Genomic DNA, 26,134 nt, shown 5'->3' with positions numbered 1-26,134 from the left:
GGTTGAACTCGTCAAAGCATAGCTTATTTTACCTAGAATCTAGCTTGCTTCTTGTTTCCACCCTTTAGCTTCTCGGATCTAACCTTGCGACTCTCCTTAACTCAACGACTGATTTTCCTTATTCGCCAATTCCAAAATCTTATCATATTCCTCTGGTGTGAGGTCTTTGAAGAAGTAGTTGACTGGATTCACATAACGTCCATCTTTGATCACTTCGTAATGTAAGTGAGGTGCAGTCGAAGATCCTGTATTTCCCACTGTTCCGATTTGGTCTCCTCTTCTTATTTTTTGTCCCTTCCGAACTAAAAATTCATTCATATGAGCGTACCGGCTTACAAAACCAAAGCCATGGTCTATTTCTACATATTTCCCGTAGCCACCAAAAACGCTGATAACTTCTTTCACTATTCCATCACCTGTGGCGTAAATGGGAGTTCCAACAGGAGCTGTAAAATCTACTCCAGTATGCATTTTTCTTACTTTTAAGATCGGATGCAATCGCATTCCAAATCCAGAAGCTAGTTTGCCTAGCTCTTCATTCAGTACAGGCTGAATTGCTGGAATAGATGCCCAATATTCCTCTTTCTTAAGAGCCAGCTCTGTAATTTCTTCAATACTGTATGATTGAACATACATCTTGCGCTTAAGGAGATCAATTTTTTCCATTAAAGAAACCAGCAGCTTTTCCTGATTTAAACCTTTACTTTTAATCTCTTGGTACCGATCTGTTCCACCAATACCGGCATTTCTGACTTCGCTTGGAATTGGTTCTGACTCAAATATCACCCGATACAAATTATCATCTCTATCTTGCAGATCTGCAAGCATTTCATTCATGTTCAATAAATCTTCCTCCATTAACTGGAAGTAGCGCTTGAGTTCTTGATTTTCCCGCTGTAGCAACAATTCCTTTGGACTATCAAAGTAGTAAGTAAAAATAGCCAAGATAAATGCCGAAAGTAAGGCTGCAAGTGCTAAAAAACCCAAGGAGTTTAAAAAAACATCCCATTTACTACGGGTATACCGTTCATACTTGCAGGTTTTTGGGTCATAGTAATATTTTATTCTACTCATTACAATTTGCGGGGTAAATATCCTAATTTTGTAGCCCTAAAGGCTTTTGGAGGTGATTGATCGACAAGGGCCGTAAATATACGAAGTAAATCTTATAATCCGAACATAGTCAAAAGCTTACATGGAAGCCAAAAAAATTAGAACCACCTTCATTGAATTTTTTCAATCAAAACAGCATCAATTTGTACCCTCTTCACCCATCGTTGTAAAGAATGATCCTACCTTGATGTTTACAAATGCAGGGATGAATCAGTTCAAGGACTTTTTCCTTGGAAATGACGTTCCCAAAGCAACTCGTGTAGCCAACAGTCAGAAATGTTTACGTGTATCAGGTAAGCATAACGACCTAGAAGAAGTAGGGGTAGACACCTACCATCATACGATGTTTGAAATGTTGGGGAATTGGTCTTTTGGAGATTACTTTAAGAAGGATGCGATTGAATGGGCTTGGGAGCTCTTGACAGATGTATATAACCTTCCAAAGGACCGATTGTATGTATCTGTTTTTGGAGGAGATGCAGGTGATAACTTGTCCAAGGATACAGAAGCCTTTGACTTTTGGAAGCAGATTGTCCCTGAGAATAGAATCATCTTCGGAAGCAAAAAAGATAATTTCTGGGAAATGGGGGATACAGGTCCTTGTGGTCCATGTTCGGAAATTCATATCGACTTACGCACGGATGAAGAACGTGCCCTTGTGGATGGATATGCTTTGGTTAACAATGACCATCCTCAGGTGATTGAAATCTGGAATTTGGTATTTATGCAATTCAATAGACTTTCGGATGGAAGTTTAAAAGAACTACCTGCCAAACATGTAGATACAGGAATGGGTTTTGAGCGATTGGTGAGAGCCATTCAAGGAAAAGCATCCAATTACGATACAGATGTCTTTTTACCTTTCATAGATTATCTGGAACAGAAGTCTGGAAAAACCTATGGCAAGGATGAAAAGATAGATATTGCCATGCGGGTGATAGTAGATCATATTCGTGCGATTTCTTTTACTATCGCAGATGGACAATTGCCATCAAATAACAAAGCTGGCTACGTGATTCGAAGAATTTTAAGACGGGCTGTTCGCTATGGTTATACCTTTCTTGGATTCCAAACCCCATTTTTACACGAGCTTTTACCTTTGTTGGCAGCTAATTTTGGTGATGTGTTTCCGGAAGTAGCTCAGCAGCAAGAATTTATTGCCCGAGTAATCAAAGAAGAAGAGGCTTCATTTCTACGTACCTTGGATAATGGTCTAAAAATGTTGGATCAGATCAAGTCTGATTTACAAGCCAAGGGAGATTCGGTCATTCCAGGGAAAACAGCCTTTGAACTATACGACACATATGGATTTCCTTTGGATTTGACTTCTTTGATTGCGAGAGAAAATGGACTGTCAGTTGATCAAGCTGGATTCACACAAGAGATGGAAATCCAGAAAACCCGTTCGAGGGCTGCAGCGGAACAAGAAACAGGTGATTGGGTGCTTGTAGGGGAGGAAGAAGGAGTGGAGTTTGTAGGGTATGATTACACAGAAGCGAGCTCTACTATCGTAAAGTACCGCAAGATTACTGATAAGAAAGGGGATCGATACCAAATTGTTTTGGATAAAACCCCCTTTTATGCTGAAAGTGGGGGACAAGTAGGTGATCAAGGTACTTTAACCAATGGTCAAGAAGTGATTAGGGTAGTGGATACGAAGAAAGAAAATGACCTAATCGTTCATTTTGTAGATAAAATCCCTTCCAATCCATCGGTCATATTTGATGCTCAAGTGGATGTGCAGAGAAGAGGTTTGATCACAAACAACCACTCGGCTACCCATTTGCTCCACGCAGCATTGAAGCAGGTGTTAGGCGATCATGTGCAGCAAAAAGGATCCCTGGTTAACGATGAAATTTTACGTTTTGACTTTTCTCATTTTGCTAAATTGACAGATGAGGAACTGACACAAGTCGAACAGATAGTGAATGAGAAAATCCGCGCAAATATTGTTTTAAATGAACAGAGAAATGTGCCGATCGATGAAGCAAGAAGGCAAGGCGCTACGGCATTGTTTGGAGAAAAATATGGGGACTTTGTGCGTGTGATCACCTTTGATCCCAATTTTTCTGTGGAGCTTTGTGGGGGTATACATGTGAAAAGTACCGGATTAATTGGTCTTTGCAAGATTGTTTCTGAGGGTTCTATTTCGGCTGGTGTGAGAAGAATTGAAGCAATCACTTCACAGGCAGCTGAAGCGTATTATCGTGCACATGTGACTATGGTTAAAGAATTGCAGGAACTGATGAAGAATCCACGCGATTTGAAAAAATCTATCGAAGCTTTACTTACTGAGCGGAACGAACTCAAGAAAGAATTGGAAACTCTGCATGCCGAAAAGGCGGGCAGTGTGAAAGCTGATTTGTTAGCAAATGCCCTTACTGCAGGAGATGTCCAAGTGGTTTTTGGAATGGTAAAATTGCCTACAGCTGATGCTCTAAAAAAGTTGGTGTTTGAATTGAAAAATGAGTTACAACGAGCATTTATTGTTATTGCTGCAGATGTCGATGGGAAACCTCAGGTGGCCGTTGCCGTTGAAGAAGAATTGATTGAAAGCAAAGGTTTGAATGCTGGAGCTATTGTACGAGAATTGGCAAAAGAAATTCAAGGAGGTGGCGGAGGTCAGCCATTCTTTGCAACGGCCGGTGGAAAAGATATCAATGGTCTTCCCAAGGTTTTGGAAAAGGCCAAAAGCTATTTCGCCAACCTTTCGGCATAAAAATTTGGTTTTACTTAATTTTGGACTCATTTTTGAGCTCCATGCATAAAATTTTAGCAGAATGATTTCACAGGAAATTAAAGATAAATATACGCTTGTAGTTGGTCTTGAAGTGCATGCGCAGTTGCTTACTAAAAGCAAGATGTATGCCTCAGACAGCACTGAATTTGGAAATCTCCCGAATACGCAGATTTCTCCCATTACACTCGGTCATCCGGGCACCTTGCCAAAGGTCAACCGCAAAGCAGTAGAATTTGCGATCAAAATGGGCTTGGCTTGTAACTCAGAGATTACTCGATATAATATTTTTTCTAGAAAAAACTATTTCTACCCTGATTTACCTAAAGGCTATCAAATTACCCAAGATAAGGGCCCTATATGCGTTGGTGGCTTTGTTCCTGTGGTATTAGCAAACGGTGAAGAAAAGACGATTCGATTAAACCGTATCCACATGGAAGAAGATGCTGGGAAATCCATGCACTTAGCGGAAGAGGTGGATACCTTAGTGGATTTTAACCGAGCAGGTGTTCCTCTGATTGAGATTGTATCAGAACCCGATATCAGAAGCTCAGAGGAGGCTTATAATTATCTAGTAGAGATCAAAAAACTGGTCAAATACTTAGATGTATGTGACGGGAATATGGAAGAAGGTTCGCTTCGTTGCGACGCCAATATTTCTGTTATGCTGAAGGGAGCGACTGAATATGGGAAGAAGGTGGAAGTGAAAAATATGAACTCTTTCCGAAATGTAGCAAGAGCCATTGAGCATGAATTTGAGCGACAAATTTTGCAAGTAGAGGCCGGAGAAATTATCATTTCAGAAACAAGAACATTTGATGCTACTACCGGAACTACGGCAAGCATGCGAACGAAGGAAGATCTCAATGATTATCGATATTTTCCTGAGCCAGATTTGAGCCCTGTGATTATTTCTGAAGAATGGCTGGATTCGGTAAAGGTTTCCATGCCGTCCTTACCAAGAGAATTATTCAGAAAGTTCACACAAGAATATGGCTTACCTGACTACGATGCAGGGGTATTGACCGATTCTAAGGAGATAGCATTGTATTTTGAAAAGCTTTGTGCACTGACATCTAACTACAAGGCTGCTTCCAATTGGATGATGGGACCTGTGAAGTCTTATTTAAATGAATTAACACTTCATATAGAGCAATTCCCAATTAAACCAGAGGCATTGGCCTCTTTGATTCAAATCATTGATGAAGGAAAATTGAATTTTTCCGTAGCATCTCAAAAAATTTACCCGGTGCTACTGGCAGATTCGACTAAGTCACCTTTGGAAATAGCTCAGGAGTTGAATCTTATCCAAGAATCAGATGAAGCTTCCTTAAAACCAATAGTAGAGCGTGTTCTTAACGAAAATGCCTTGAAAGTAGCAGAATATAAGTCTGGTAAGAAAGGTTTAATGGGGATGTTTATGGGACAAGTTATGAAGCAATCACAAGGCAAAGCAGACCCTAAAGTTGCTACCAAATTACTTACAGAATTACTAGACAATTAAGATATGAAACAGCTAAGTAAACTATTCTTTTCCCTTGTTTTTGTGATTTCTTTTGGTTGCTCTTCCTCAAGTGAGCGCTCATTTGATGGCCAAGTAGAAATTAAAGCTAGCTTACAAAATGCAGACGCAGGTCAGGTCAAGATATCAAAATTTATAGATGATAATGCTGAATTGGTTACTACAATCGAAGTTAGTGGTGATGGGAAATTTTCTTACACACTTGCATTGACAGAACCAGGTTTTTATGAAGTCGATTTGATGGGTAAGAAATCTGTTCGTTTAGCATTGTATGATCAGGATGTAAAAATCATATATGATTTCAATGACGCCAATTCACTAGTGCTTGATGGTTCCGAGGATTCTCAGCATATGTTGGCTATTGAGCGCTTGACGGAAGAATATCAAGAGCAAATCAATCAGCTGAATACGGCATACATGGAAGCCATGAATAATCGTGATACTGATAAAATCAAAGATATCCAAGACATTGCGATCTCCATGGAATCCAATCAATCGCAAAAAGTAAAAGAATTGATAGCTTCTATGGATAATAGTTTTGCTGCCATGGCTGCATTGGGCATGATCAATATTCGGAATGATTTTCAATTTGTGGATGAATTGATTCAGTCTTTAGATAAAAAATATCCCAATGTGCAGATGATTCAGAATGTTTTGGCACAATTAGATGATATGCGTTCCTTAGCTATCGGTCAAATGGCACCAGAAATTGAACTACCAAATCCGGAAGGTGAACTTGTAAAGCTATCAGATTTAAGAGGGAAGTATGTACTTATCGATTTTTGGGCTGCGTGGTGCAGGCCTTGCAGAGAAGAAAATCCAAATGTAGTACGCTTATTTAATCAATACAATTCACAGGGCTTTGAGGTATTTGGGGTATCACTAGACCGCACCAAAGAAGCTTGGGTGAAGGCGATAGAAGATGATCAGTTGACCTGGACGCATGTTTCTGATTTAAAATATTTTAATTCTGCTGCTGCTGCCACCTATCAGATCAATGCTATACCAGCCACCTACTTAATTGGGCCTGATGGTACAATTGTTGCTAAAGATCTGAGAGGAAATAGTTTAGAAAATAAATTGAAAGAGATTTTCGGTTAATTTTCTAAAAAAAACATTGAAAGCCATCTTCTTTTGAGATGGCTTTTTTGTTGTAAAAAAATAATCTTATCGATGTGAGAAACCGCTTGTAAAAAATCTAGAAAATTTCATTTAGATTTGCAGGCTTATATCACAATCCTTTGCTATAATAACTTAAAATCTCTTAAAAATAAGTTTAAAATAGCCATAATGGAATGATATTTGAAACGTAAAAATAAATTAATCCAAACCTACTAATGAAAAAAAGAACCATTCTTTCACCCGTAAGCAAGATCGCATTTCTTGCTTTGATCGTGTTGCTTTCTATGGGAGCATGTAAAAGTAAAAAGAAGGTTGTGGCTCCTGAGCCAGCTCCTGTAGCTGAACAAGCACCACCACCACCGCCAGCCCCAGCACCAGCTCAACCTTCTGCCGAAGAAGTCGCAGTAGGTAAGTTGGAAAACTACTTTAACAGCATTGCTAATTCGTCCAATGTCGATGCTGCAAACAGAACTATAGGTGAGGCAATGAATTTGTTTTCGAACAAAGAGACTCCTGTTTTGATTGTAATTCATGAAGAGAGTGGCATCAAAGACTACGATGAACCAACTTCAATTGAAAAGTACCTTCACTATTTAAAAGACACGAAGAAAAACTTGAATTTTATCAGTGATATCCGTTTGGATAATGCAGGTAGAGTAACTGAGCTTGAATTACGTCGCAAGAAATAATCTCTAAAGAAAAAACACTTATACAATGAAAAAATACATCTCACTATTTTTGTTGGTATTCTTAGCAGCGGTATCTGTTTCCGTTGCTCAATCCGACAACATCAGCCCTGCTAGAAAGCAGGCAATCGATTCTCTTGCACTTGAAAAGGTAAAAGATTTAAGTAAATATATCAGTATCATCGGAAGTAAAGAAACCCAGTTCTCTGAGGCTAACCGTGTAATGGATAGAGCTGAAGAGTTGTTCGCTCCTGGTGCTGAAATGGGTGTTTCCTCTTTGAATAGAAAAGAAATTGCATACTACAAAGTAAGAAGATACTTTGAGCGTCTGATGGCTTTGAACTATGACCGTGTAAATATTTCTTGGTACGATATCCATTACATTTCTGACTTGGAAAGACAGCCGGATGGCAGGTTTGTTGGTGTAATCACAGTTTATCAAAGATTTGAAGGTACTTCTATTGAAAGTGGTTTGAACTACAGAGACACTACCAAAAAAGATATTACCATCTACGTAGAGAAAAAATCAACTCAGATTGCAGGTAGAACTATTGAGTTCTGGGATGTAATGTTGGGTGACATTCGAGTGACCGAAACCTCCGCATGAGAAAATTAGTAGCAGTAATCTTAATATTAGTATCATCTATTGAATTGGCGTCAGGACAGGGCTTTTCCGGTCCTGGTGCCATCAAGGATGATGGGAGGTTTGCAGCTTCCACCAAACAAGTTAATCAATTTTTTAGAAGATTTAATGCAGAAGAAAGTGTTGATGGTCTCAAACGATACTATCCTGAAGATGAGCTGTATAGAGATCGAACATTAAGGGGGAAATTCATATCAATTCTTTTTGATAATGAGACTTCAGGTATTTCCTCTCAATTGAAAACAACATTTATGAGTGAAGTGCTTTCTGAAACACTCCCTCAATATATAAATTTCCACAGAGAAGGATGGTTTGCCGAAGTTGAAGCACTATTCAGTTACCGTGGTAAAATTGAAAAAGCTACCTTGTTCTTGAAATTACAACCAGAAGGTCTTGGTTATGAGTGGGTCATTGATAAAGTATCCTTTGGTCCCTTCAAAGATATTTTCAAAAAGCCTGAGGGGAGCAGCAAAAGTTTCTTACATCCCTTAAGTCATGAGCTTGGTTTTATGAACCTACGTAAGGCTTTTCAGGAATCTAATTTACCGGAATCATTTACTACAAGTGATTTTCAGCCTGATTACCTTACCCTGTTTCTCTATGAAATGAAAAGAGGGAATATTAAATTTGATAACATAAGAGATGTCAAATTTCATTTCTTTCAAATCAATAACTGGTACTTTGAATTAAATCAATTTAATAGACCAGGGTTTAACACAGGTTGGCTGATTAGTAATCTTGTGAAATTAAATCCTGGCGATAAAGAGACCATCTTACGCTACATTTATGATCAAAAATAAGTTTTATACGGCGTTTTTCAGTCTTTTCTTGTTGATTATCCAGATTTCTGCAGCGCAAGACATCAAGGGATATAGCAAACAAGAACTTAAGGATTTATCTAGTCAAGTAGAGGATCAAATCCGATTCTTGGAATATTTCCTTAATACGGTCGGAAGCAAGGATACTCCTGCCCGTGATAAAGATGTGATCATTCGTGAAAGCTATACCAAGATTTTTAGAGATGGGAAAGTACAAGTTGAAGACGATTTATTAAATGATAGAAAGGTAATTACCAACAAAGACATTACCGCCTACTTGAAGGATATTGAATTTTTTTTCAAGGATGCAAATTTTAAGTTTAAAATTCGTGAGGTGAAGCCTTTTCTAAGAGATAATGAGGAGCTATCTTTCCTTGTCTCTATGGATAGAACGCTCACCGCAACTGGACTTAATAAAGAAAAAATTACCAATACCAAGCCACGATTTTTAGAGATCAATGTAGACAAAAAATCCAATGAGCTCAAAATCGCAAGTATCTACACGACTAAACTAAGTAGGGATCAAGAGTTGCAAACTTGGTGGTCAAATCTTTCTTATACTTGGGAAAATTATTTTAGAAATAAGGTTGGTTTACAGGAAATGGATTCTGTAACAATCGATCATTTATACAAGATTTCAGCTATTGACTCGGTTGATTTGACAGGTAATCTTTTTGTTGTTGATTTAGAGCCTTTAGAGGCTCTCAGGGATCTCAAATACATTGATATCAGCAATACAAAGATTCAAGACTTGAGCCCTATCAGTAATGTAACATTTCTAAGCTATTTAAATATTGCCAATACACCTACTAATGATATTCAATTTATCAAATATTCAGATAGATTAGCTTTCCTAGATATTTCCAATACCCAAATTACCGATATAAGTGAGTTGGGTAATTTGAAACAATTGCATACCCTCAAGGCCGTAAATACACCTATTATAAGTTTTGATGTGTTAAATTCCTTCGGAGCATTACGAGTGTTGAATGTGCGTGAAAGTGGATTTAATAACATGGAAAATATTGCAGAACTATCTGAATTGATCCATTTAGACATAAGTAAGAATTTTGTCATCAACTTCGATTTATTGGAAAACTTGTCTAGCTTGGTCGAATTGAATGTTTCCGAGACGAATATTTCTAGTTTGGAGCCTCTCAAAACAATGCAAAACTTGGCAATGGTCAATTTTAATCAGACAGAAATTGCTGAATTGTCGCCACTTCAAAATAAATTAAGTCTTCGAAGGGTGTATGCTGATTTGACAAGGATTTCAGAAGAAAGTGCTGATGAGTTTGCACGCGCAAATAGAAGGGTTTTATTGGTTCATCATGTGGAAAATCTACAGACTTGGTACGATGGTTTGTCGGTAGCTTGGCGTGAAGTGCTTGAAAAAAACAATCCTAATCTGCAAAAGGCCAATCCAACTATTGAAGATTTAACCGCCACCGTCGGGATTGATAGCTTAATAGTTTCAGGTAGTGCGATTACCAATCTTGCGCCGGTTCTTAAGTTTAGGAAGTTAAATTACCTGGATTTTAGTCAAACTTCCGTTGCGGATATTACCCCACTGTCAGAAATGCGAATGTTACAGTGTGTGGTAGGAAAGGAAACGAATGTAAGGTCCTTACGTGCACTGGCTAATTTGAATGGATTGAGAAGGATAGATTTTGCTCGTTCTCCAATACAGGAAATACTTTCTCTGGTCAATATGGTACAGTTGGAATACCTAAATATTGATGGAGCAACATTTGATGAAGATCAAGTATCAGAGTTTTTGGTTAAAAACGAATCTGTAGCTATTATCTACCGTACGGCGGTTTTAGAAGCTTGGTGGGAATCGATGGAAAGTGATTGGAAGAGTGTAATTCAAAAACATTTTGGAGATAACACCTTTCAGCCACACTCAGAACTCTTGCATAGCTGGACTTCCACACCTTCATTTTCAATAGAAAAAGTTTCCATTGAAAATCTTGAACCATTGATAATCTTTAATAATCTTAGGAAATTGTCAATTTTTGATGTGTATTTCAGAGATATTGAAGCAGTAAGTCAGTTGAAATTACTTGAGGAATTGAAAATATCGCAAGCTCCGATTACCGATTTAGAGGTATTGGGTCTTTTAGTAGATTTGAAAAGTTTAGATTTATCAAATACAGGAATCACAGATTTAAGACCCCTTGCAAAACTTCAAAATTTAACTTATCTAAATATTTCGGGCACTAATATTAAGTCTTTGCGGGGGTTGGAAACCATGCAAAAGTTAGAAGAGTTAAATATTGCAAGCACGAATGTTCGTTCGTTGAGACCAATTCAAGGATTAGCCAATCTAAAACGTTTATCTGCTTTCAATACCAGAATAAGCGTTAGGGCTATTGATTCTTTTAGAAAATTGAATCCTACCTGCGAGATCAAGTTTTATTAATGCATTAAGGAAGCTTTGGACAAGTATTGCATTTATCGGTGTAATACTTGCTCTAAGCTTTCTCGGACAATCTGTCCCATATTTTTACAGGCTAAGAACTGTGGATTTTTATAATGTTTTGCAAGTTCTTTTTTAAGACTTTGAATATTTTCCGGAATCGAAACGGTATCAAGTTCCATTGTTGAAAGTATGTCTTCGATCTCCTGTGGTGAGCTTTTGAGTCTGGTAGCAATTAGGGCCCGCTCTTCCCGTTGATATTGGCGCATGGATTCGGGGGTGATGTGTTTGATACCTAATTGAATCAATGCATTATTTTCTTTAAAATACTGAGGCAAATAAATGGACTTTTTCCCTTCGTAAGATTGCTGATCAAAGTCAATAGCCCGGATTCTGTAATGCGTTTCCTCAAAATCAGGAGTTACATCAATCACAAAGTTAGAAGAATGCATATCTCCCAATAAGCGAACAAAACACCGCTCATTAAATTTTACAAATTCTTTAGCTAGTCTGATAGGGTTGAGGTTAGGATCATTGATGTGTTGCCTCATGAATTGTTCTCCTGGAATCCCAGCAATATGCTCCTCAATTAAGGTATTTTGATGAACCAAATAGCTGATTCTATTGGGTGATAACAAATGCTCTAATTCAAGTCCATAAACTCTTGATGCATCTGCATTCTTGATATAAAAATAATCAAAGTTGTCGTTGATTCGGTTCACAACGCGCACCCGAAAGGGTTGTGTATTTCCATAAACACACAAATCAATCCGATCTATGTACAAATGGTCCATGACTGACATGTCACCTTCCGATCTTAAAATAGCATAGATTTTTTTGACATGGTAATGAATTTCTTCCCTATCAGATTCTGCAAAGAAAACTGTTTCCCACAATGTGTCATTACCTTTGAAATCATAAAGTGGAATTGATCCCGTGTATCGGAGCAAGTCTCCATAATGAATCGGGAAGTCAACTTCACGCCCATACTTTACAAGGAAGGCTCTTAGCCGTTGGCTGATGGGATAAATTAATTTCTTTTTGCTGATCAGTGCCATGCGCTCATAGATGTTGAGAGGATAATTTCAACCATAAAAAAGAGCAAGTTTTTGCTCAATTGTTTAGAATGTATTTGTCAAATACAAATGGTCCAAATGGTAAAATAGAAGCTACGAGGGCAAGAAATGTTTTTTTGAAGTCCCATTTTGCTTTAAAGGCCGTAGGAAATACCACGTAGATATATACTACAAATAGTACCCCATGTGCCCATCCTACATAAGTCACTGCAAGGGGCATATCCATCATATATTTGAGAGGCATAGCAATGAATAATAGCAGAAGGAAAGATAATCCCTCAATAATACTGATCCATTTAAAACGCTTTAGCCATACAATTGCTGATTCAGTCATTTTTTTATTTTTGAATTCCAAAAAGGATTTGTAATTGATTCCATAACGACTTTTTCATCGTTACGTTGCTGTTAATAGCACTTAATTGATCTGCAAAAAGAAACTCTATGCTGTCCTCAACAGATATTTTGTATAAATCTTCGCGGTAGTGCATGATGTCATGCGCAACTTTTCCAAAGAGGATGATTTTGGATGGGTTTATCCTTTGGATAGAGTCGATACTTGTACCTTCTAATTCGCTCGCGTTGACAAGTGCTATATCTTTGAGAGCACAATTTACAGCTCCTAAAATCTTAAACAGTAATTCCTTAAGTTCGCTCTTAAATTCAACCTCATCGATAATGACTAGTACCCCTTTTTCAAAATTACCCTCGTAATGTAGTTCCTTCACATTATCCAAATCCTTCAGATTTTCTTCTATTTCTTCGCGAGATATTGAATTTTCTTGAGGAAGTGGCTGCGCAGATGTTTTGTAAATCGTAGCGTTTGCCTCCTCTCCAGGGATGAGGTATACATCGTCCATGATAAACAAACTAAGGTGATGCAGATTCATTTGTTCCATGAGGCTAAATTCTGCAAAAATAAGATGCTTTCCAAAGCTTAAAAAAGTAAAGAGGCTGTCTGTCCAAAAAACATTTCATTAGTTTAGGAGGTAATCGCAGAGTAGATCATAAGATTGTCCATTAAGTGTCTATCTTATCATATATTCTGTTAGTTAAATGGACAGACAGTCAGTTGAATTATTTTTTTGGATCATTTAAATCGAATATCGCTTTTAACTCTGATGCATCATTGGGATCCATTTTCTTGGAAAGAATTAGACGCAGCTGACGTCTTCTCAATGCACCCTCAAACAATTCAATTTCATCCGGTGTATGGGGTTCCACCTCAGGGACTTCTATAGGGCGACCATTTTGATCTACCGCTACAAAGGTGAAAAATGCACGGTGAGTTGTAATTTTTTTGTTAGCTGGGATATCTTCGGCAAAAACTTCTATGAATACCTCCATAGATGAATTGAATGCTCTTGTAACGAAGGCCTTTAAGGTGACTACATTACCTAAGGCAATAGGATGCTTGAATGATATACTATCTGCAGAAGCAGTCACAACGATCCTATTGGAATGTTTTTGTGCAGCTATGGCGGCCACAATGTCCATCCAATGCATGAGTTTTCCACCCATGAGGTTGTTTAAGGTGTTGGTGTCGTTTGGTAGCACCATTTCAGTCATGATGACTTGAGATAGAGACGCTGCTTTTTTCTTTGCCATAAAAATTAATTTTTTTTCAAATGTACAAAATTTTAACTCAAAAAAGGATTTTTAAGTTTGAGTTAACAGTATAAAATTTTGTTTTTACCAACCCTCTTTTCCTAGTAAAGGAACAAAAGCAAAGTTATCGTATTCCTCTTTACTGATTTTAGTAGCACTCATTTTAGTTAATTTCATCATTTTTTGGGTTTTGCGATCACCTACTGGAATTACCAAAATACCACCGATTTTTAACTGATTGAGTAATGATGTGGGTACAACAGGTGCACCCGCGGTGACAATTATTTTATCGAATGGAGCTTGTTGAGGAATGCCCTGACTCCCATCACCCAAATAAAAGTTTAACGGGATACCTAATTTGCCTAAAAATCTCTTGGTGCGTTCGTAGAGCTTCGGTTGATATTCAATGGTGTGAACTACAGCTCCTAACAAATGTAAAATACTCCCCTGATATCCTGAACCAGTACCTATTTCCAGTACTTTGTCTCCAGGTTTGATCTGTAATAATTCTGTCTGGAAAGCAACTGTATACGGCTGTGAAATTGTCTGTCCTTCTCCGATAGGAAAGGCCTTATCTTCATAGGCATGCGAGTGCAGGGCAGAGTCAAAAAAGAAATGCCGGGGTAGTGCATGGATTGCTTCAAGTACGGCTTCAGATCGAATGCCTTTCTCTTGTAATAATTTTACAAGCGCTTTGCGTTGTCCTTTGTGTTTATAGGTATCTTCTAGTTTAATCATTTGATTGATTAATTCTTCAAAACATGAATCGACCTTGCGAAGTTAAAGGAATTATTCACTTATTTTGAAAAGAAATTAAGCTTGAAAAAGCGTTCTTTTGAAATTCAAAAGCTTACGATAGATAAATGTTTACAGGAATTATAGAAACACTCGGCACGGTAACAGGTAAAACCATAGAAGGTACCAATATTCACTTTGATATAAGTTCACCCATTACTAATGAGTTAAAAATAGATCAGTCAGTTGCACATAATGGTGTCTGTCTGACGGTGGTTGCGATCGAAGGCGATACCTATCGTGTGACTGCAATCGATGAAACGTTGCAAAAGACTAATCTGAAGTCATGGTCTCCTGGTAAAAAGGTAAATGTAGAACGCTGCATGCCTGCCAATGGCAGATTTGATGGGCATATTGTACAAGGACATGTAGACCAAATTGGAACGGTTAGAAGCATTCAAGAGCAAGACGGTTCTTGGCTTTTTGATTTCTCCTTTGATCCATCCACAGGTAATGTCACCGTTGAAAAAGGTTCTATCACTATTAATGGGACCAGTCTTACCTGTTTCAACTCCCAAAATGGTTCATTCAGAGTGGCGATTATCCCATATACCTATGAACATACCAATTTTCATCAACTACGGGTAGGGGATGAGGTCAATTTGGAGTTTGATATTGTAGGAAAATATATACAACGTATCATCAGAGGGTACCAGCAATAATTAGTTGCTGGTAATTTTCCTTGCGAATTTGTGCAGTGTGAAGCTGATCAAGTAGGCTAGATATCCACATATCGAACCTACGATCGCTCCTACGATTATATCTCCAGGATAATGTACACCTAGGTAGACACGTGTATACGAGAAAAATGCAGCCCAAAGAAAAAGCCATTTGACATGGGGGTATTTTTTACCGATGAGTTGCCACATCAAGGTTGCAATTGCAAAACTGTTGGCAGCATGCGAAGAAGCAAAACCAAATTTTCCACCACAGGTTTTGTAAGTATGCAATAGCTCAGCAAAATCTTGATTTTGACAAGGCCTCAACCTGCCAAAAAAGGGTTTCATAAAGGCAGATGTGAATTGATCAGCAAATAGAATAGCCAAAAATATCCCTATCAAAGTCCACCAGCCTTGTAGCCCATGTGTCTTCCAAATTAAAAATAGTAAAAAAGCATACATGGGTACCCAAGGCCAAGTTTGAGTAGCAGTATACATGACAGGATCAAGGATAGGATGATGGAGGCCATTAAAAAAAAATAGCAATGACTCATCCAGCGATTTTAGAAATTCAAGCATCTTTTAATAAATAAGCCAATCAATATCTTTTTTCAAATGTTCCAATGTAAAGGCTTCTTCACTCCCAATTTCAGGCTGATGCATATACTCCCAGTTTGCTACTGGAGGCATACTCATCAGGATACTTTCTGTGCGTCCATTGGTGTCTAAACCAAATTTAGTACCTGCATCCCATACCAAGTTGAATTCTACATAGCGCCCTCTTCTCAGGGCTTGCCATTGTTTTTCTCGACTACCATAAGGAATGACCGAGTTTTTTGACATGAAATACCGATAAATCTTTGGGAATACATACCCTACAGCTTTTACGAATTCAAAAATTTGTTGCATTTCATTTTCATCATCACTGACCAAACGGTCGAAGAAAATTCCTCCAACTCCTCGAGTTTCCTGTCTATGCTTCAAATAAAAGTAATCATCGGCCCATTTTTTGAATTTAGGGTAATAGGACGCATTGAATCGGTCGCAGGTTTCTTTTACTTGCTCATGAAAATATTTGGCATCTTTTGGATCGATGTAATGTGGCGTAAGGTCTATACCGCCGCCAAACCAACGTACACCTGAACTCATTTCGAAGTAGCGAATATTCATGTGGATGATCGGAACCATAGGGCTGTCAGGGTGAATAACAATGGATACTCCTGTGGCAAAAAACTCTGCTTGTTCCAATTGTAATTTTTGCAAGATTTTATCTGGAGTAGGGCCCTCTACGGCTGAAAAGGCAACTCCTCCTTTTGCGATAATCTTTCCGTTTTCGAAAATTCGGGTTCGACCACCACCTCCCTCAGGTCTTGTCCACTTGTCTTCCTTGAATTTACCTTGCCCATCTTCTAATTCCAATTCCTGACAGATATGATCTTGGAGAATTTTAAAGTCTTGGGCAATTGTTTGCTTATCTAATTTCATTGATAATCTTAATCTTCTACTTCTAATATTTCCAAAATTTCAGCTAATTCATCAAAATCTTTGAGACCAGGGCTAATTTCTGTACCTCCTTTTAGAGCTACACCATATACGCCGGTTTGTTCCAAAATGGTTTCAAGAGTACTTGCCTCTAAACCAAACCCCAAGAGAACTTGCGTTTGCTGAGAAAGCGTGGCAAGCAATGGAATCATTTTTTCGTCTAACAATTCTTGACTTGATTCCAGTAAAAGTGTCACTTGGTTTTCTCTGTATCCTTCAGCCTTTGAAATAAGGCTGGAAATATCTTCAGGGGAATTGATCAATGTTTTATAAATCAGCGCCTTTCCTGTATTGAGCAGCATGGGGATATGGATGTCCTCAGATATCTCTATTGCGTCAATTCCCTCATAAGACTGGATTGCTTTCAGAATGTTTTCTGGATGAGAATGCTCAAATTCAGCTACAAAAGAGACTCCTGATAACCAAGCTGTAATTTCTTTATACTTTTCGGGGGAAAGATAGTTCTCGTTTGTTTCTTCAAGACAAAATCCCATCCAGTTGACGTACATACCAGCACAATAGCGAGCATCGGTGAGGTTGTTGACATTGGAGATTTTTACAAAGGTTTTAAGCGCCATTTTTCTCGTATTTTTTAATTTATGACCGCTAAGGTACATGATTTCATCCGAAAAATGTATTTTTAAGGCGTAGTACTCCGATGGCTTTTATGCAAAAGAAATTTTTGATTTGGATTATGTTGATCGCACTGTTTTCTTGTGAGACAGAAAATCCCGTGATTGATATAGGTAAAGATTACCAACCATTAAGCGTTGGTAGATTTTGGTTATATGAAGTGGAAGAAATACGCGTATTCGGTGAAAATGATCAGGAAGAGCGTTTTTACTTTGTAAGAGATATCATAGATTACACGTATGTCAATGCTCAGAATGAATTGGTATATGTGATCAAAAGAGAAGAATCTATCAATCGAATTGCTTGGACTACTGTTGGTAACTACGCCATGTTTGTTCGTAGAAATGCGCTCATTCGTTTCATTGATAACCAAAATACGATTCCATTGGTATTTCCTCCAAGGGAATCAGTGCAATGGGATGCCAATGTTTTTAATGCAGCCGAACGTGATTTTTTCACAATTGTCAGGGCAGGTTTGGTTCAATCGGGCGGTATCATGTATCCTCGGGCAATTTTGGTAGAACAAGAAGATGAAGATGATCTGATTACATTCAGAGATAAGCGTTATGAGGTTTTTGCCCAGGGAATTGGGTTGGTCGAACAATACTCTGAAGTTTTCACTTATTGTTCAAGAAACGACTGCTTAGGTGAACAGTTGATCAATGGAGGAAGAAAATCACATATGATTTTAGTGGACTATGGCAGAATTTAGAATTTTCTTGGTGTGTTTGTTATGTTGGGTCAGCATGGCTACTGTTCAAGCCCAAAACAGGTATGCTGTTCATTACAAATATAAAGCACAAACAGATTTTTCATTGACTAATCCGCAAGCCTTTCTTACCAATCCCTCTATTGAGCGAAGAGAAAGGCAGCAAATCAATTTGGATAGCCTAGATTTACCAGTTTCTGAAAAATACATAACGTACATCGAAGATAAGGTTATTCGTTTTTTATTCCATTCTAACTGGTTGAATGCTTCAGTTTTGGTAGCTGAACCTGAAGCCATCGCTGAAATTTCCCAATTAGATTTTGTTGAAAAAGTTGTTTTTGTAGCTCCCGGATTTTCAGCTCCTGCAGCTTTTCAACCTGAAACAGCTCATCGTAAGTTTAATCAATTAGCTATTGAATCTAATCAGTCGACACGGACTATGAATGGGCCTGTGTATACATTTCAAAACGAGCTGCTTGGTATTCCCGCCATGCATGAAGAGGGTTTCAAAGGAAAAGGAATCACCATCGCTGTTTTTGATGCAGGTTTTCCTGGAGTGAATACTATACCAAGTCTTCTTCATTTATCAACCAATAATCAGATCATAGGAACCAAGGATTTTGTGGAACCATGGAACACCAATGTTTTTGTTAAAAATCAGCACGGGTCGAATGTGCTTTCCCTTATTGCCTCAAATGATCCAGATGTATTAGTAGCTGGAGCGCCAGAAGCGAATTATATCCTTTGTATTACAGAAGATGTGCCTACTGAATACCGGATTGAAGAGTACAATTGGGTCAAGGCAGCAGAATATGCTGATAGTTTGGGTGTAGATATTATCAATAGCTCTTTGGGTTATTGGGATTTTGATGATCCAAGCATGGATTACACCATTGCTGACTTGGACGGAAATACCTCAGTGATTACAAAAGGAGCGACTATCGCAGGAAATAAAGGAATATTAGTAGTGACCTCTGCTGGGAATTATGGTGGGAGAGGGGCTAGTTCAATTACCATGCCTTCGGATGCCACGGGAATTTTGGCTATAGGTGCAGTTACAAGTAATTTTATAAGGTCAGGATTTAGTTCTCAAGGCCCTACTGCTGATGGTCGTATCAAGCCGGATTTAACTACTTTAGGGAGTGATGTTTGGTTGATGCGTCCCAATGGTCAGATTGGACGAGGAAGTGGGACCTCTTTTTCTTCCCCTCAAGTGGCTGCACTCGCTGCGGGTTTATGGCAAGCAAAGCCTCAGCTTACAAAAGATGAACTTATCCACTATCTGCGCCAAAGTGCTTCTCAATCAGAAAATCCTGACAATGAGTTTGGCTATGGTATTCCAGAATTTCGAAAAGCCTTTTTAGGAGAAATTTTGAGTGTGGATAGAGAATTGATTCAGCGCAAAGTCTATCCTAATCCTTTGAAAGGGGATATTCTATTTGTAGCCTTTGATCAGCATGTGAATGCGCGCGTGCAAATATTTGATATGCAAGGCAGAAAAGTATGGACTGGGGCTATCACTCGCCAAGGCCTGAGGGAGCCCTTTGCGATTCCTGTTTCAATACAGCAAACAGGCTTGTATATGCTCCAAATTCAATCCGGTTCAGCAATCTACAGGACAAAATTCATTAAAAAATAGGCCTGTTGACCAAATTTTATTTCTTTTGCAAGAAAATTCCCAACATGCCTGTTCAAATAGCACCCTCCGTATTAGCCTCAGACTTTGCTAATTTACAGTCTGAAATAGAAATGTTAAATGCCTCTGCCTGTGATTATATTCACGTGGATATCATGGACGGTGTTTTTGTTCCTAATATTTCTTTTGGTATTCCCGTCACTCAAGCCATTTCCAAGCATGCTAAAAAGCCTTTAGATGTCCATTTGATGATTGTCAATCCCGATAATTACTTGGAAGCTTTTGCCAACGCAGGAGCCGCAGTAATTTCGGTCCATGTAGAAGCTTGTGTGCATTTGCACAGGAGTCTGCAAGCAATCAAAGCTTTAGGCTGTAAGGCAGGAGTAGCCATCAATCCGCATACACCAATCAGTGCATTGGAAGAAGTGATTCAAGACATTGATTTGGTATGTGTGATGTCAGTCAATCCAGGTTTTGGCGGACAAAAATTTATAGAAAATACGTACGATAAAGTTAGAAGATTAAAAGAGTTGATCAATCGTAAGAACGCTCCTACGGTCATTGAAATTGATGGTGGAGTGAATTTAGAAAATGCGCCTCTATTGATGGCAGCAGGTGCGGACGTACTAGTTGCCGGCAGTTTCGTCTTCAACTCTTCAAATCCCATTGAAACAATTAAGCAATTAAAGAGCCTTTAACGACTAACAAAAAGGCTTTTTGCAAAAACATCCTTGTTGAAGAATCATTTTTCTTGGGAAGACTTTCAAGAATTGTAAGTATAAAAAAGTCGTAGTAGATGGACTAAAAGCTTACAGTTCTTGAACAGATTCTTTTCCCCCTTTGGTCCAAAATATTTACCATTTAACATTTTTTAAGTTCTGTATTTTCTCCAATTTTTTGGAAAAAAGCTGTTTTTAGGTTTAATTCAGGATTAATTCAAATTTTCGTATTAAACCAATTATTGTAATGAAGAAATTATTTGTTTTCGCGTTTCTACTGGCAGGCTTGATGAGCTTCCAGGTTGTAGCACAAGATGATTCGGATGAAGTGACCGAGGAAGAGATGAAAAAGTATGCCACGATGGAAGTTTTGGTGTCTGCGTTTACGCAACAAAAGCAAGAAAAACTTGTAGAAATGATTCGAGAGGATGAAGTTTTAGGTGGTGGTGCTCGTTACAATGAAATCAAAAGTGCTTGGGGTAATGAAGAAAAAATGGCAGAGATTTCTGTGACTGATGAAGAAAAAGCAGCCTATGCCGAGATCCAAAGTTACATCGATTCCATCGGGGAAGAAGTGAAAGAATATATGATTGAATTGATCAAAGATCCGGAAGTCTTGGGTGCTGCTACATACAATAAAGTAAAAAGAGCCATGACTGATCCTTCTGTGAAGTCACAGATAGATTCTATGATTGCTGAGTTGAAATTACAGGCAACATCTGATGCTGATACTCAGTAACAATCCCCCCTTTTATTTGGTTTGTTTGATTAAAGGTCTTCATTTTGAAGGCCTTTTTTGTTTGTATACTCATACAAATAGTTACTTTAGCACGTTATGAATAAAATGATAAAAATTGCGATATACTTGACAATGGTTTTCCTATGGGTAAGCAATCATGTAGTTGCCCAAGATGATATTTTTGGTTTAGATAATAGAGCTCGAGAAAAAGGTAGAAAAAGTGATAACAAGATAGGAAATGTGACACGTTCATTGGTATCTCTTATTTCGGTGGAATTCGGTGCCGGTGCAGCTTACCATCAAAATAGTATGCTCTTTAATTCAGAGAATTCGTCTCAGTATCCGATTGTTCAAACTCAAGATCTCGACTTCCCAAGGTCAGTGACGGCCAACGATACGTTATCTTTTAGAAGCGTACAGTCGGCTATTCCAATGCATATTGCTGCAAACATTAATCTATTTAATACGATCACGCTTGGAGGTGGTTATGGAAGAGAAATAGGACGAATGGACAATTTACAAGCGAATCCTTTTGAGTTGGTATTGGATCATTCCCAGTATACGTTTGATAAAGTTTTTGGTACAGTAGGGTTGGTTTTATATGATGCCAGAAAGCGGGCAAAATTTTTAAACTGGAAATACAGGAAATATGCTTCTCAAAACTTTTATATGCAGTCTCAAAAAAACCAAAGAATTAGGCAAAATTATCCTTGGAGATTTATGGTCGAAGGACAGTTTGGGAATATCATCATTCGGAATAATATTTCACCTCAAGTTAATGCAAATTCTGATCCATTCTACAATGTTTCTTTTCGTGTAGAAAGGGACTTTTCAGAATATGCAAGACTATTTGTAAAAGCAGGATATGAATCAAGAAATTTCATTTTTCAAGGAGAAAACCCAACCGAGTTTCAAAATCTTAATCAGGTGTTGTACCCCATACAAATAGGGTTATCTGTTAGTTTACCAGGTACGAAACGATGCAAAAAGCCAGGATGTGGGGTAGTAATGAGACACTTACATGACGGTGTAGAATACAGAGGGAGTTCTATCTTTCAGTTGCAAAACAGGAAGGTTGGCCAATGGTACTAAATAGGGGTGGATTTGCCTTTTCCTTCGGTAAATAATCTTTTTAAAGCATCATCTTTTTTATTAACTTGCAAGCTTATTGAGATAACAACAATTTATGGCTCGAGGAGAGAACGAGAATATCATACCTATTAATATCGAAGACGAAATGCGTGGAGCTTACATTGATTATTCAATGTCGGTTATTGTTTCCAGAGCACTTCCGGATGTCAGGGATGGATTAAAGCCTGTACATAGAAGGATTTTATTCGGAATGCAAGAATTAGGTGTCTTGCATAACAAACCTTACAAAAAATCTGCAAGAATTGTAGGGGAGGTATTGGGTAAGTATCACCCGCATGGAGATTCAGCAGTCTATGAAACGATGGTTCGTATGGCTCAACCTTGGTCCCTGCGCTACCCTTTGGTAGATGGTCAAGGTAACTTTGGTTCCATTGATGGAGATAATCCAGCGGCGATGCGTTATACGGAGGCAAGACTCAAGCGTATAGCTGAGGAGTTGCTTACAGATATCAACAAAGACACGGTAGACTTCCAATTGAATTTTGATGATTCCTTAAAGGAACCTGTTGTATTACCTGCCAAAATCCCAGCCCTTCTTTTGAATGGAGCCTCTGGTATTGCCGTAGGTATGGCTACCAATATGGCTCCACACAATTTGGGAGAGGTAGTAGATGGGATCATTGCATACATCGATAATAGAGATATTACCATCAGCGAATTGATGGAGTTTATCATTGCCCCTGATTTCCCGACGGGAGCTATAATTTATGGTTACAATGGAGTGAAAGCTGCTTTTGAAACGGGTAGGGGGAGAATTATCATCAGAGGAAAAGCTGATATAGAAACAAAAGATAATGGGAGAGAATCCATTATTATCACTGAGATACCTTATCAGGTTAATAAATCCAGTATGGTTGAGAAAACAGCTCAACTCATTACTGAGAAAAAGATTGACGGCATTTCAGCGATCCGGGATGAATCGGATAGGCAAGGAATGCGGGTGGTTTATGAATTAAAGAGAGATGCTGTAGCTAATGTTGTATTGAATAATCTATACAAACAAACACAGTTACAAACATCATTCTCAGTTAATAATGTTGCCTTAGTAAAAGGTCGTCCACAGACCTTAAACCTAAAGGATATGATTGTACATTATGTCAATCATAGACATGAAGTAGTAGTCAGAAGGACTGAATATGAATTACAAGAAGCCCAGAAAAGAGCCCATATATTAGAAGGTTATCTCATTGCGTTGGATAACCTAGATGAGGTAATTTCATTGATTCGTAGTTCAAGAGATCCTGAAACTGCAAGAAATGGTTTGATGGAACGCTTTGGCTTGAGTGAAATCCAGTCTCGTGCGATTTTGGATATGCGATTGCAGCGATTGACAGGCATGGAGCGCGACAAAATTCAAGAGGAGTACAAAGAAATTATGGCTCTAATTGAAGAGTTGCAGTTCATCTTGGAAAGCGAAGAAAAGCGGATGCAAATCATCAAAGATGAATTGACAGAAATAAAGACACGTTACAATGATTCCCGTCGTACAGTAATTGAGCATAATGCCGAAGATTTCAGTTATGAGGATATGATTCCTAATGAGGAAGTAGTCATTACTGTTTCACATCAGGGATATGTAAAAAGAACATTACTCAACGAATACAGATCCCAAGGAAGAGGGGGAGTTGGAAGTAGGGGAGCAACTACTAAAGAAGATGATTGGACAGAGTATTTGTTTACAGCTTCTACCCATAACTATTTGTTGATTTTCACTGATCATGGAAAATTATTCTGGTTGAAAACCTATGCAATCCCGGAGGGATCCAAAACTTCCAAGGGTAGGCCAATTCAAAATCTGATTAACATTGAGTCGGATGATAGGATACGTTCCATTATTCAAGTAACAGATTTGGGTGATGAGGATTATATCAATAATAATTTCTTGGTTATGGTTACCAAAAAAGGAATTATTAAGAAAACTACACTTGAACAATATTCAAGACCTCGGACTAACGGTATTATAGCCTTGAATATTAGAGAGGACGATCAGTTATTGGCAGTAGATATGACTGACGGTAATTCTCATATTATCATTGCTGCGAAATCCGGTAGAGCTATTCATTTCCACGAGTCTACAGTTAGGCCAATGGGAAGGACAGCCACAGGGGTCAAAGCGATCACGTTAACAGATGTTAATGACGAAGTAATTGGCATGGTATGTGCCTCTAGAGAAGATGCTAACCTTTTGGTAGTTTCCGAGAAAGGGTATGGTAAACGATCTCCTTTAGAAGAATATAGAATTACCAACAGAGGTGGGAAAGGTGTACGAGCCATGAATGTAACTGAAAAGACAGGCCACTTAGTAGCCATCAAAGAAGTTGTAGACTCGGATGATTTGATGATTATCAACAAGTCAGGTATCACGATCCGAACCCCAGTTTCAGAATTACGGGTGATGGGTAGAGCTACTCAAGGTGTGCGTCTCATTAAACTAAGTGAAGGTGATGAAATTTCATCCGTAGAAAAAATACGAAAAGAAGAAGAAGTAGAATCAGCGGATGGAGAACCCACAGAAGTTGATAAACCAACAGAATAATAGAACTTAATCAGAACCAAACAATTTAGCAAATTAGAAAACAGATGAAAAAGTTAATCTTATCATTGGCACTTGTGGTTTTTGCTACGGCTGCCTTTGCCCAGAAAAAAGTTGTAAGATCGGCTAGCTCTAACTTCAAGAAAGGCAATCTTGAAGTGGCCTTAGAAGAGATCAGTGCGGCCTTATCTGACCCAGAGACTAAAGATGATCCAGCAAATATGCTGCTGAAAGGTCAAATTGAGACTAAATTGTTCTCACAAGATGATGATTTTGCTGCTTCTACGGTTGCCATCGGTAGAAATGCTTTCAATTCCTTTACCAAAACCATGGAAATGGTAGACGGAGATAAGAATAGTAAAGTAGGAAAAGATGTCTGGAAAGAAGAAATCCCAGGAATGCCTGATAATTTGAGACCTTATTCAATGGTTTCTTTGAGATTGGCTTCTTTTGATAAAGCTATCCAAGCATATGAGGATGAAGATTACACCATGTCTTACGAATTCTTCAATTTAGTTTCTGATATTGATCCAGCAGATACAACAGCAAATTTTAATGCTGGCTATTTGGCTTACACAGAAATGGGAAATATTGAAGCGGCTAAGAAACATTTCTATAGATTATTGGAAGTGCCTGAATACGATAAATTGAATACATACTATTTCTTAATCCAAATTGCATCTGGAGAAGAGAAGGATCCTGAGGCAGCTTACAAATATGTAACGATGGCCAAGAAAGATTTCCCTGAAGATAAAACGCTTTCGGAATTTGAAGTTCAATTGTTACTTCAAATGAATAAGATGGATGAAGCATTTTTGTCTGTTCAAAATGCCCTGAAAGACGATCCTGAAAATGCTGGTTTGTTATTGAGATATGGTTACTTACTAGAGCAGTCAGGTGATTTGGAAGGTGCTTTAGAGCAATATGTAAAAGCAGTAAAAGCTGATCCAGATTTCTTTGAAGGAAACTACTACACCGGAGCAATCTATTTGGATAGAGCCCGCGCCATTTTAGCTGAGGTAAATAACTTATCAGATGCAGAATGGGAAAAAAGAGCAGATTCAATGACTAAAGAAGCTGAAGGTCTTTATGGCGATGCAGTCCCTTACTTTACCAAAGCAGCTGAATTGAGACCTGAAAATACAGAAATACTAGAAATTCTTTTTCAAATTCATACTCGTTTGAAAAACAATGCAGAGGCAGAGAAATACAATCAAAAGTTGATCTCTATTCTAGGTGAAGGTTGGATGGAAAGATAAAAATTAATGAATGA

At 38.2% G+C, this 26,134-nt stretch carries 24 protein-coding genes; 15 read left to right on the top strand and 9 right to left on the bottom strand.

All coding sequences use genetic code 11. The features are described 5' to 3' along the window. Positions 1-96 precede the first annotated feature (96 nt). A complete protein-coding gene (locus IPZ59_RS16110; protein WP_236137075.1) occupies positions 97-1,074 on the bottom strand; it encodes a M23 family metallopeptidase in 978 nt (325 codons plus the stop codon). Between the two features lie 121 nt (positions 1,075-1,195). Here IPZ59_RS16110 and alaS point away from each other — a divergent pair, with 121 nt between their 5' ends. From alaS to IPZ59_RS16075, 7 genes are all read left to right on the top strand, one after another. Next, positions 1,196-3,832: an alanine--tRNA ligase gene (gene alaS, locus IPZ59_RS16105; RefSeq protein WP_236137074.1), complete on the top strand. Its 2,637-nt coding sequence runs from the start codon at positions 1,196-1,198 to the stop codon at positions 3,830-3,832. A gap of 61 nt (positions 3,833-3,893) precedes the next feature. After that, positions 3,894-5,354 (top strand): Asp-tRNA(Asn)/Glu-tRNA(Gln) amidotransferase subunit GatB, encoded by a 1,461-nt coding sequence (gene gatB / locus IPZ59_RS16100; RefSeq protein ID WP_236137073.1) that lies wholly within the window; start codon positions 3,894-3,896, stop codon positions 5,352-5,354. 3 nt (positions 5,355-5,357) lie between these two features. Next, a complete protein-coding gene (locus IPZ59_RS16095; RefSeq protein WP_236137072.1) occupies positions 5,358-6,473 on the top strand; it encodes a peroxiredoxin family protein in 1,116 nt (371 codons plus the stop codon). Positions 6,474-6,709: 236 nt separating this feature from the next. After that, positions 6,710-7,183 (top strand): nucleoid-structuring protein H-NS, encoded by a 474-nt coding sequence (locus tag IPZ59_RS16090; protein WP_236137071.1) that lies wholly within the window; start codon positions 6,710-6,712, stop codon positions 7,181-7,183. A 25-nt stretch (positions 7,184-7,208) separates the two neighbouring features. Continuing rightward, positions 7,209-7,787, top strand: a complete 579-nt coding sequence (locus IPZ59_RS16085) for a hypothetical protein (protein WP_236137070.1) — start codon at positions 7,209-7,211, stop codon at positions 7,785-7,787. After that, positions 7,784-8,623 (top strand): hypothetical protein, encoded by an 840-nt coding sequence (locus IPZ59_RS16080; RefSeq protein ID WP_236137069.1) that lies wholly within the window; start codon positions 7,784-7,786, stop codon positions 8,621-8,623. Before IPZ59_RS16085 ends, IPZ59_RS16080 begins: the two co-directional genes overlap by 4 nt. Next, a complete protein-coding gene (locus tag IPZ59_RS16075; RefSeq protein ID WP_236137068.1) occupies positions 8,610-11,066 on the top strand; it encodes a leucine-rich repeat domain-containing protein in 2,457 nt (818 codons plus the stop codon). Before IPZ59_RS16080 ends, IPZ59_RS16075 begins: the two co-directional genes overlap by 14 nt. Positions 11,067-11,098: 32 nt before the next feature. Here IPZ59_RS16075 and IPZ59_RS16070 read toward each other — a convergent pair whose 3' ends face one another. The 5 genes from IPZ59_RS16070 to IPZ59_RS16050 form a co-directional block, all read right to left on the bottom strand. Beyond that, positions 11,099-12,121, bottom strand: coding sequence for a hypothetical protein (locus tag IPZ59_RS16070; protein WP_236137067.1), 1,023 nt, complete (start codon positions 12,119-12,121; stop codon positions 11,099-11,101). Positions 12,122-12,176: 55 nt separating this feature from the next. Continuing rightward, positions 12,177-12,473, bottom strand: a complete 297-nt coding sequence (locus IPZ59_RS16065) for a DUF3817 domain-containing protein (protein ID WP_236137066.1) — start codon at positions 12,471-12,473, stop codon at positions 12,177-12,179. Positions 12,474-12,477: 4 nt separating this feature from the next. After that, a complete protein-coding gene (locus IPZ59_RS16060; RefSeq protein WP_236137065.1) occupies positions 12,478-13,035 on the bottom strand; it encodes a hypothetical protein in 558 nt (185 codons plus the stop codon). Positions 13,036-13,213: 178 nt separating this feature from the next. Then, the gene (locus IPZ59_RS16055) at positions 13,214-13,744 is read right to left on the bottom strand and encodes an acyl-CoA thioesterase (protein ID WP_236137064.1); all 531 of its coding nucleotides are present in this window, start codon (positions 13,742-13,744) and stop codon (positions 13,214-13,216) included. A gap of 84 nt (positions 13,745-13,828) precedes the next feature. Beyond that, positions 13,829-14,482 carry a protein-L-isoaspartate(D-aspartate) O-methyltransferase gene (locus IPZ59_RS16050; protein WP_236137063.1) on the bottom strand — a complete coding sequence of 218 codons (654 nt, stop codon included), beginning with the start codon at positions 14,480-14,482 and terminating at the stop codon, positions 13,829-13,831. A 125-nt stretch (positions 14,483-14,607) separates the two neighbouring features. Between IPZ59_RS16050 and IPZ59_RS16045 the strand changes: the two genes are divergently transcribed. Continuing rightward, a complete protein-coding gene (locus IPZ59_RS16045; protein ID WP_236137062.1) occupies positions 14,608-15,201 on the top strand; it encodes a riboflavin synthase in 594 nt (197 codons plus the stop codon). Here the strand turns inward: IPZ59_RS16045 and IPZ59_RS16040 are convergent, their stop codons facing one another. Genes IPZ59_RS16040 through trpF form a run of 3 tightly spaced genes read right to left on the bottom strand, consistent with a single transcriptional unit; the run spans position 15,202 to position 17,318 of the window. Continuing rightward, positions 15,202-15,777, bottom strand: coding sequence for a phosphatase PAP2 family protein (locus tag IPZ59_RS16040; RefSeq protein WP_236137061.1), 576 nt, complete (start codon positions 15,775-15,777; stop codon positions 15,202-15,204). Positions 15,778-15,780: 3 nt separating this feature from the next. Beyond that, positions 15,781-16,683, bottom strand: coding sequence for an oxygen-dependent coproporphyrinogen oxidase (gene hemF, locus IPZ59_RS16035; protein ID WP_236137060.1), 903 nt, complete (start codon positions 16,681-16,683; stop codon positions 15,781-15,783). An 8-nt stretch (positions 16,684-16,691) separates the two neighbouring features. Next, complete coding sequence (gene trpF / locus IPZ59_RS16030) at positions 16,692-17,318, bottom strand: phosphoribosylanthranilate isomerase (RefSeq protein WP_236137059.1); 627 nt, start codon at positions 17,316-17,318, stop codon at positions 16,692-16,694. An 89-nt stretch (positions 17,319-17,407) separates the two neighbouring features. Here trpF and IPZ59_RS16025 point away from each other — a divergent pair, with 89 nt between their 5' ends. The 7 genes from IPZ59_RS16025 (at position 17,408) to IPZ59_RS15995 (ending at position 26,120) form a co-directional block, all read left to right on the top strand. Beyond that, positions 17,408-18,085, top strand: coding sequence for a hypothetical protein (locus IPZ59_RS16025; RefSeq protein ID WP_236137058.1), 678 nt, complete (start codon positions 17,408-17,410; stop codon positions 18,083-18,085). After that, a complete protein-coding gene (locus IPZ59_RS16020; RefSeq protein ID WP_236137057.1) occupies positions 18,072-19,721 on the top strand; it encodes a S8 family serine peptidase in 1,650 nt (549 codons plus the stop codon). Before IPZ59_RS16025 ends, IPZ59_RS16020 begins: the two co-directional genes overlap by 14 nt. Positions 19,722-19,765: 44 nt before the next feature. Then, positions 19,766-20,416 (top strand): ribulose-phosphate 3-epimerase, encoded by a 651-nt coding sequence (gene rpe, locus IPZ59_RS16015; RefSeq protein WP_236137056.1) that lies wholly within the window; start codon positions 19,766-19,768, stop codon positions 20,414-20,416. A 268-nt stretch (positions 20,417-20,684) separates the two neighbouring features. Then, entirely contained in the window at positions 20,685-21,176 is a 492-nt protein-coding gene (locus IPZ59_RS16010; protein ID WP_236137055.1) for a hypothetical protein, read from the top strand. A 96-nt stretch (positions 21,177-21,272) separates the two neighbouring features. Then, complete coding sequence (locus IPZ59_RS16005; protein ID WP_236137054.1) at positions 21,273-22,268, top strand: hypothetical protein; 996 nt, start codon at positions 21,273-21,275, stop codon at positions 22,266-22,268. A gap of 94 nt (positions 22,269-22,362) precedes the next feature. Further along, positions 22,363-24,864: a DNA gyrase subunit A gene (gene gyrA / locus IPZ59_RS16000; protein WP_236137053.1), complete on the top strand. Its 2,502-nt coding sequence runs from the start codon at positions 22,363-22,365 to the stop codon at positions 24,862-24,864. Positions 24,865-24,908: 44 nt separating this feature from the next. After that, the gene (locus IPZ59_RS15995) at positions 24,909-26,120 is read left to right on the top strand and encodes a tetratricopeptide repeat protein (RefSeq protein ID WP_236137052.1); all 1,212 of its coding nucleotides are present in this window, start codon (positions 24,909-24,911) and stop codon (positions 26,118-26,120) included. Positions 26,121-26,134 lie beyond the last annotated feature (14 nt).

Source organism: Mongoliitalea daihaiensis, assembly GCF_021596945.1.
Classification (GTDB): Bacteria; Bacteroidota; Bacteroidia; order Cytophagales; family Cyclobacteriaceae; genus Mongoliitalea; species Mongoliitalea daihaiensis.
The sequence above is the reverse complement of the archived record's forward strand: the minus strand, read 5'-3'. Positions and strand labels throughout refer to the sequence as shown.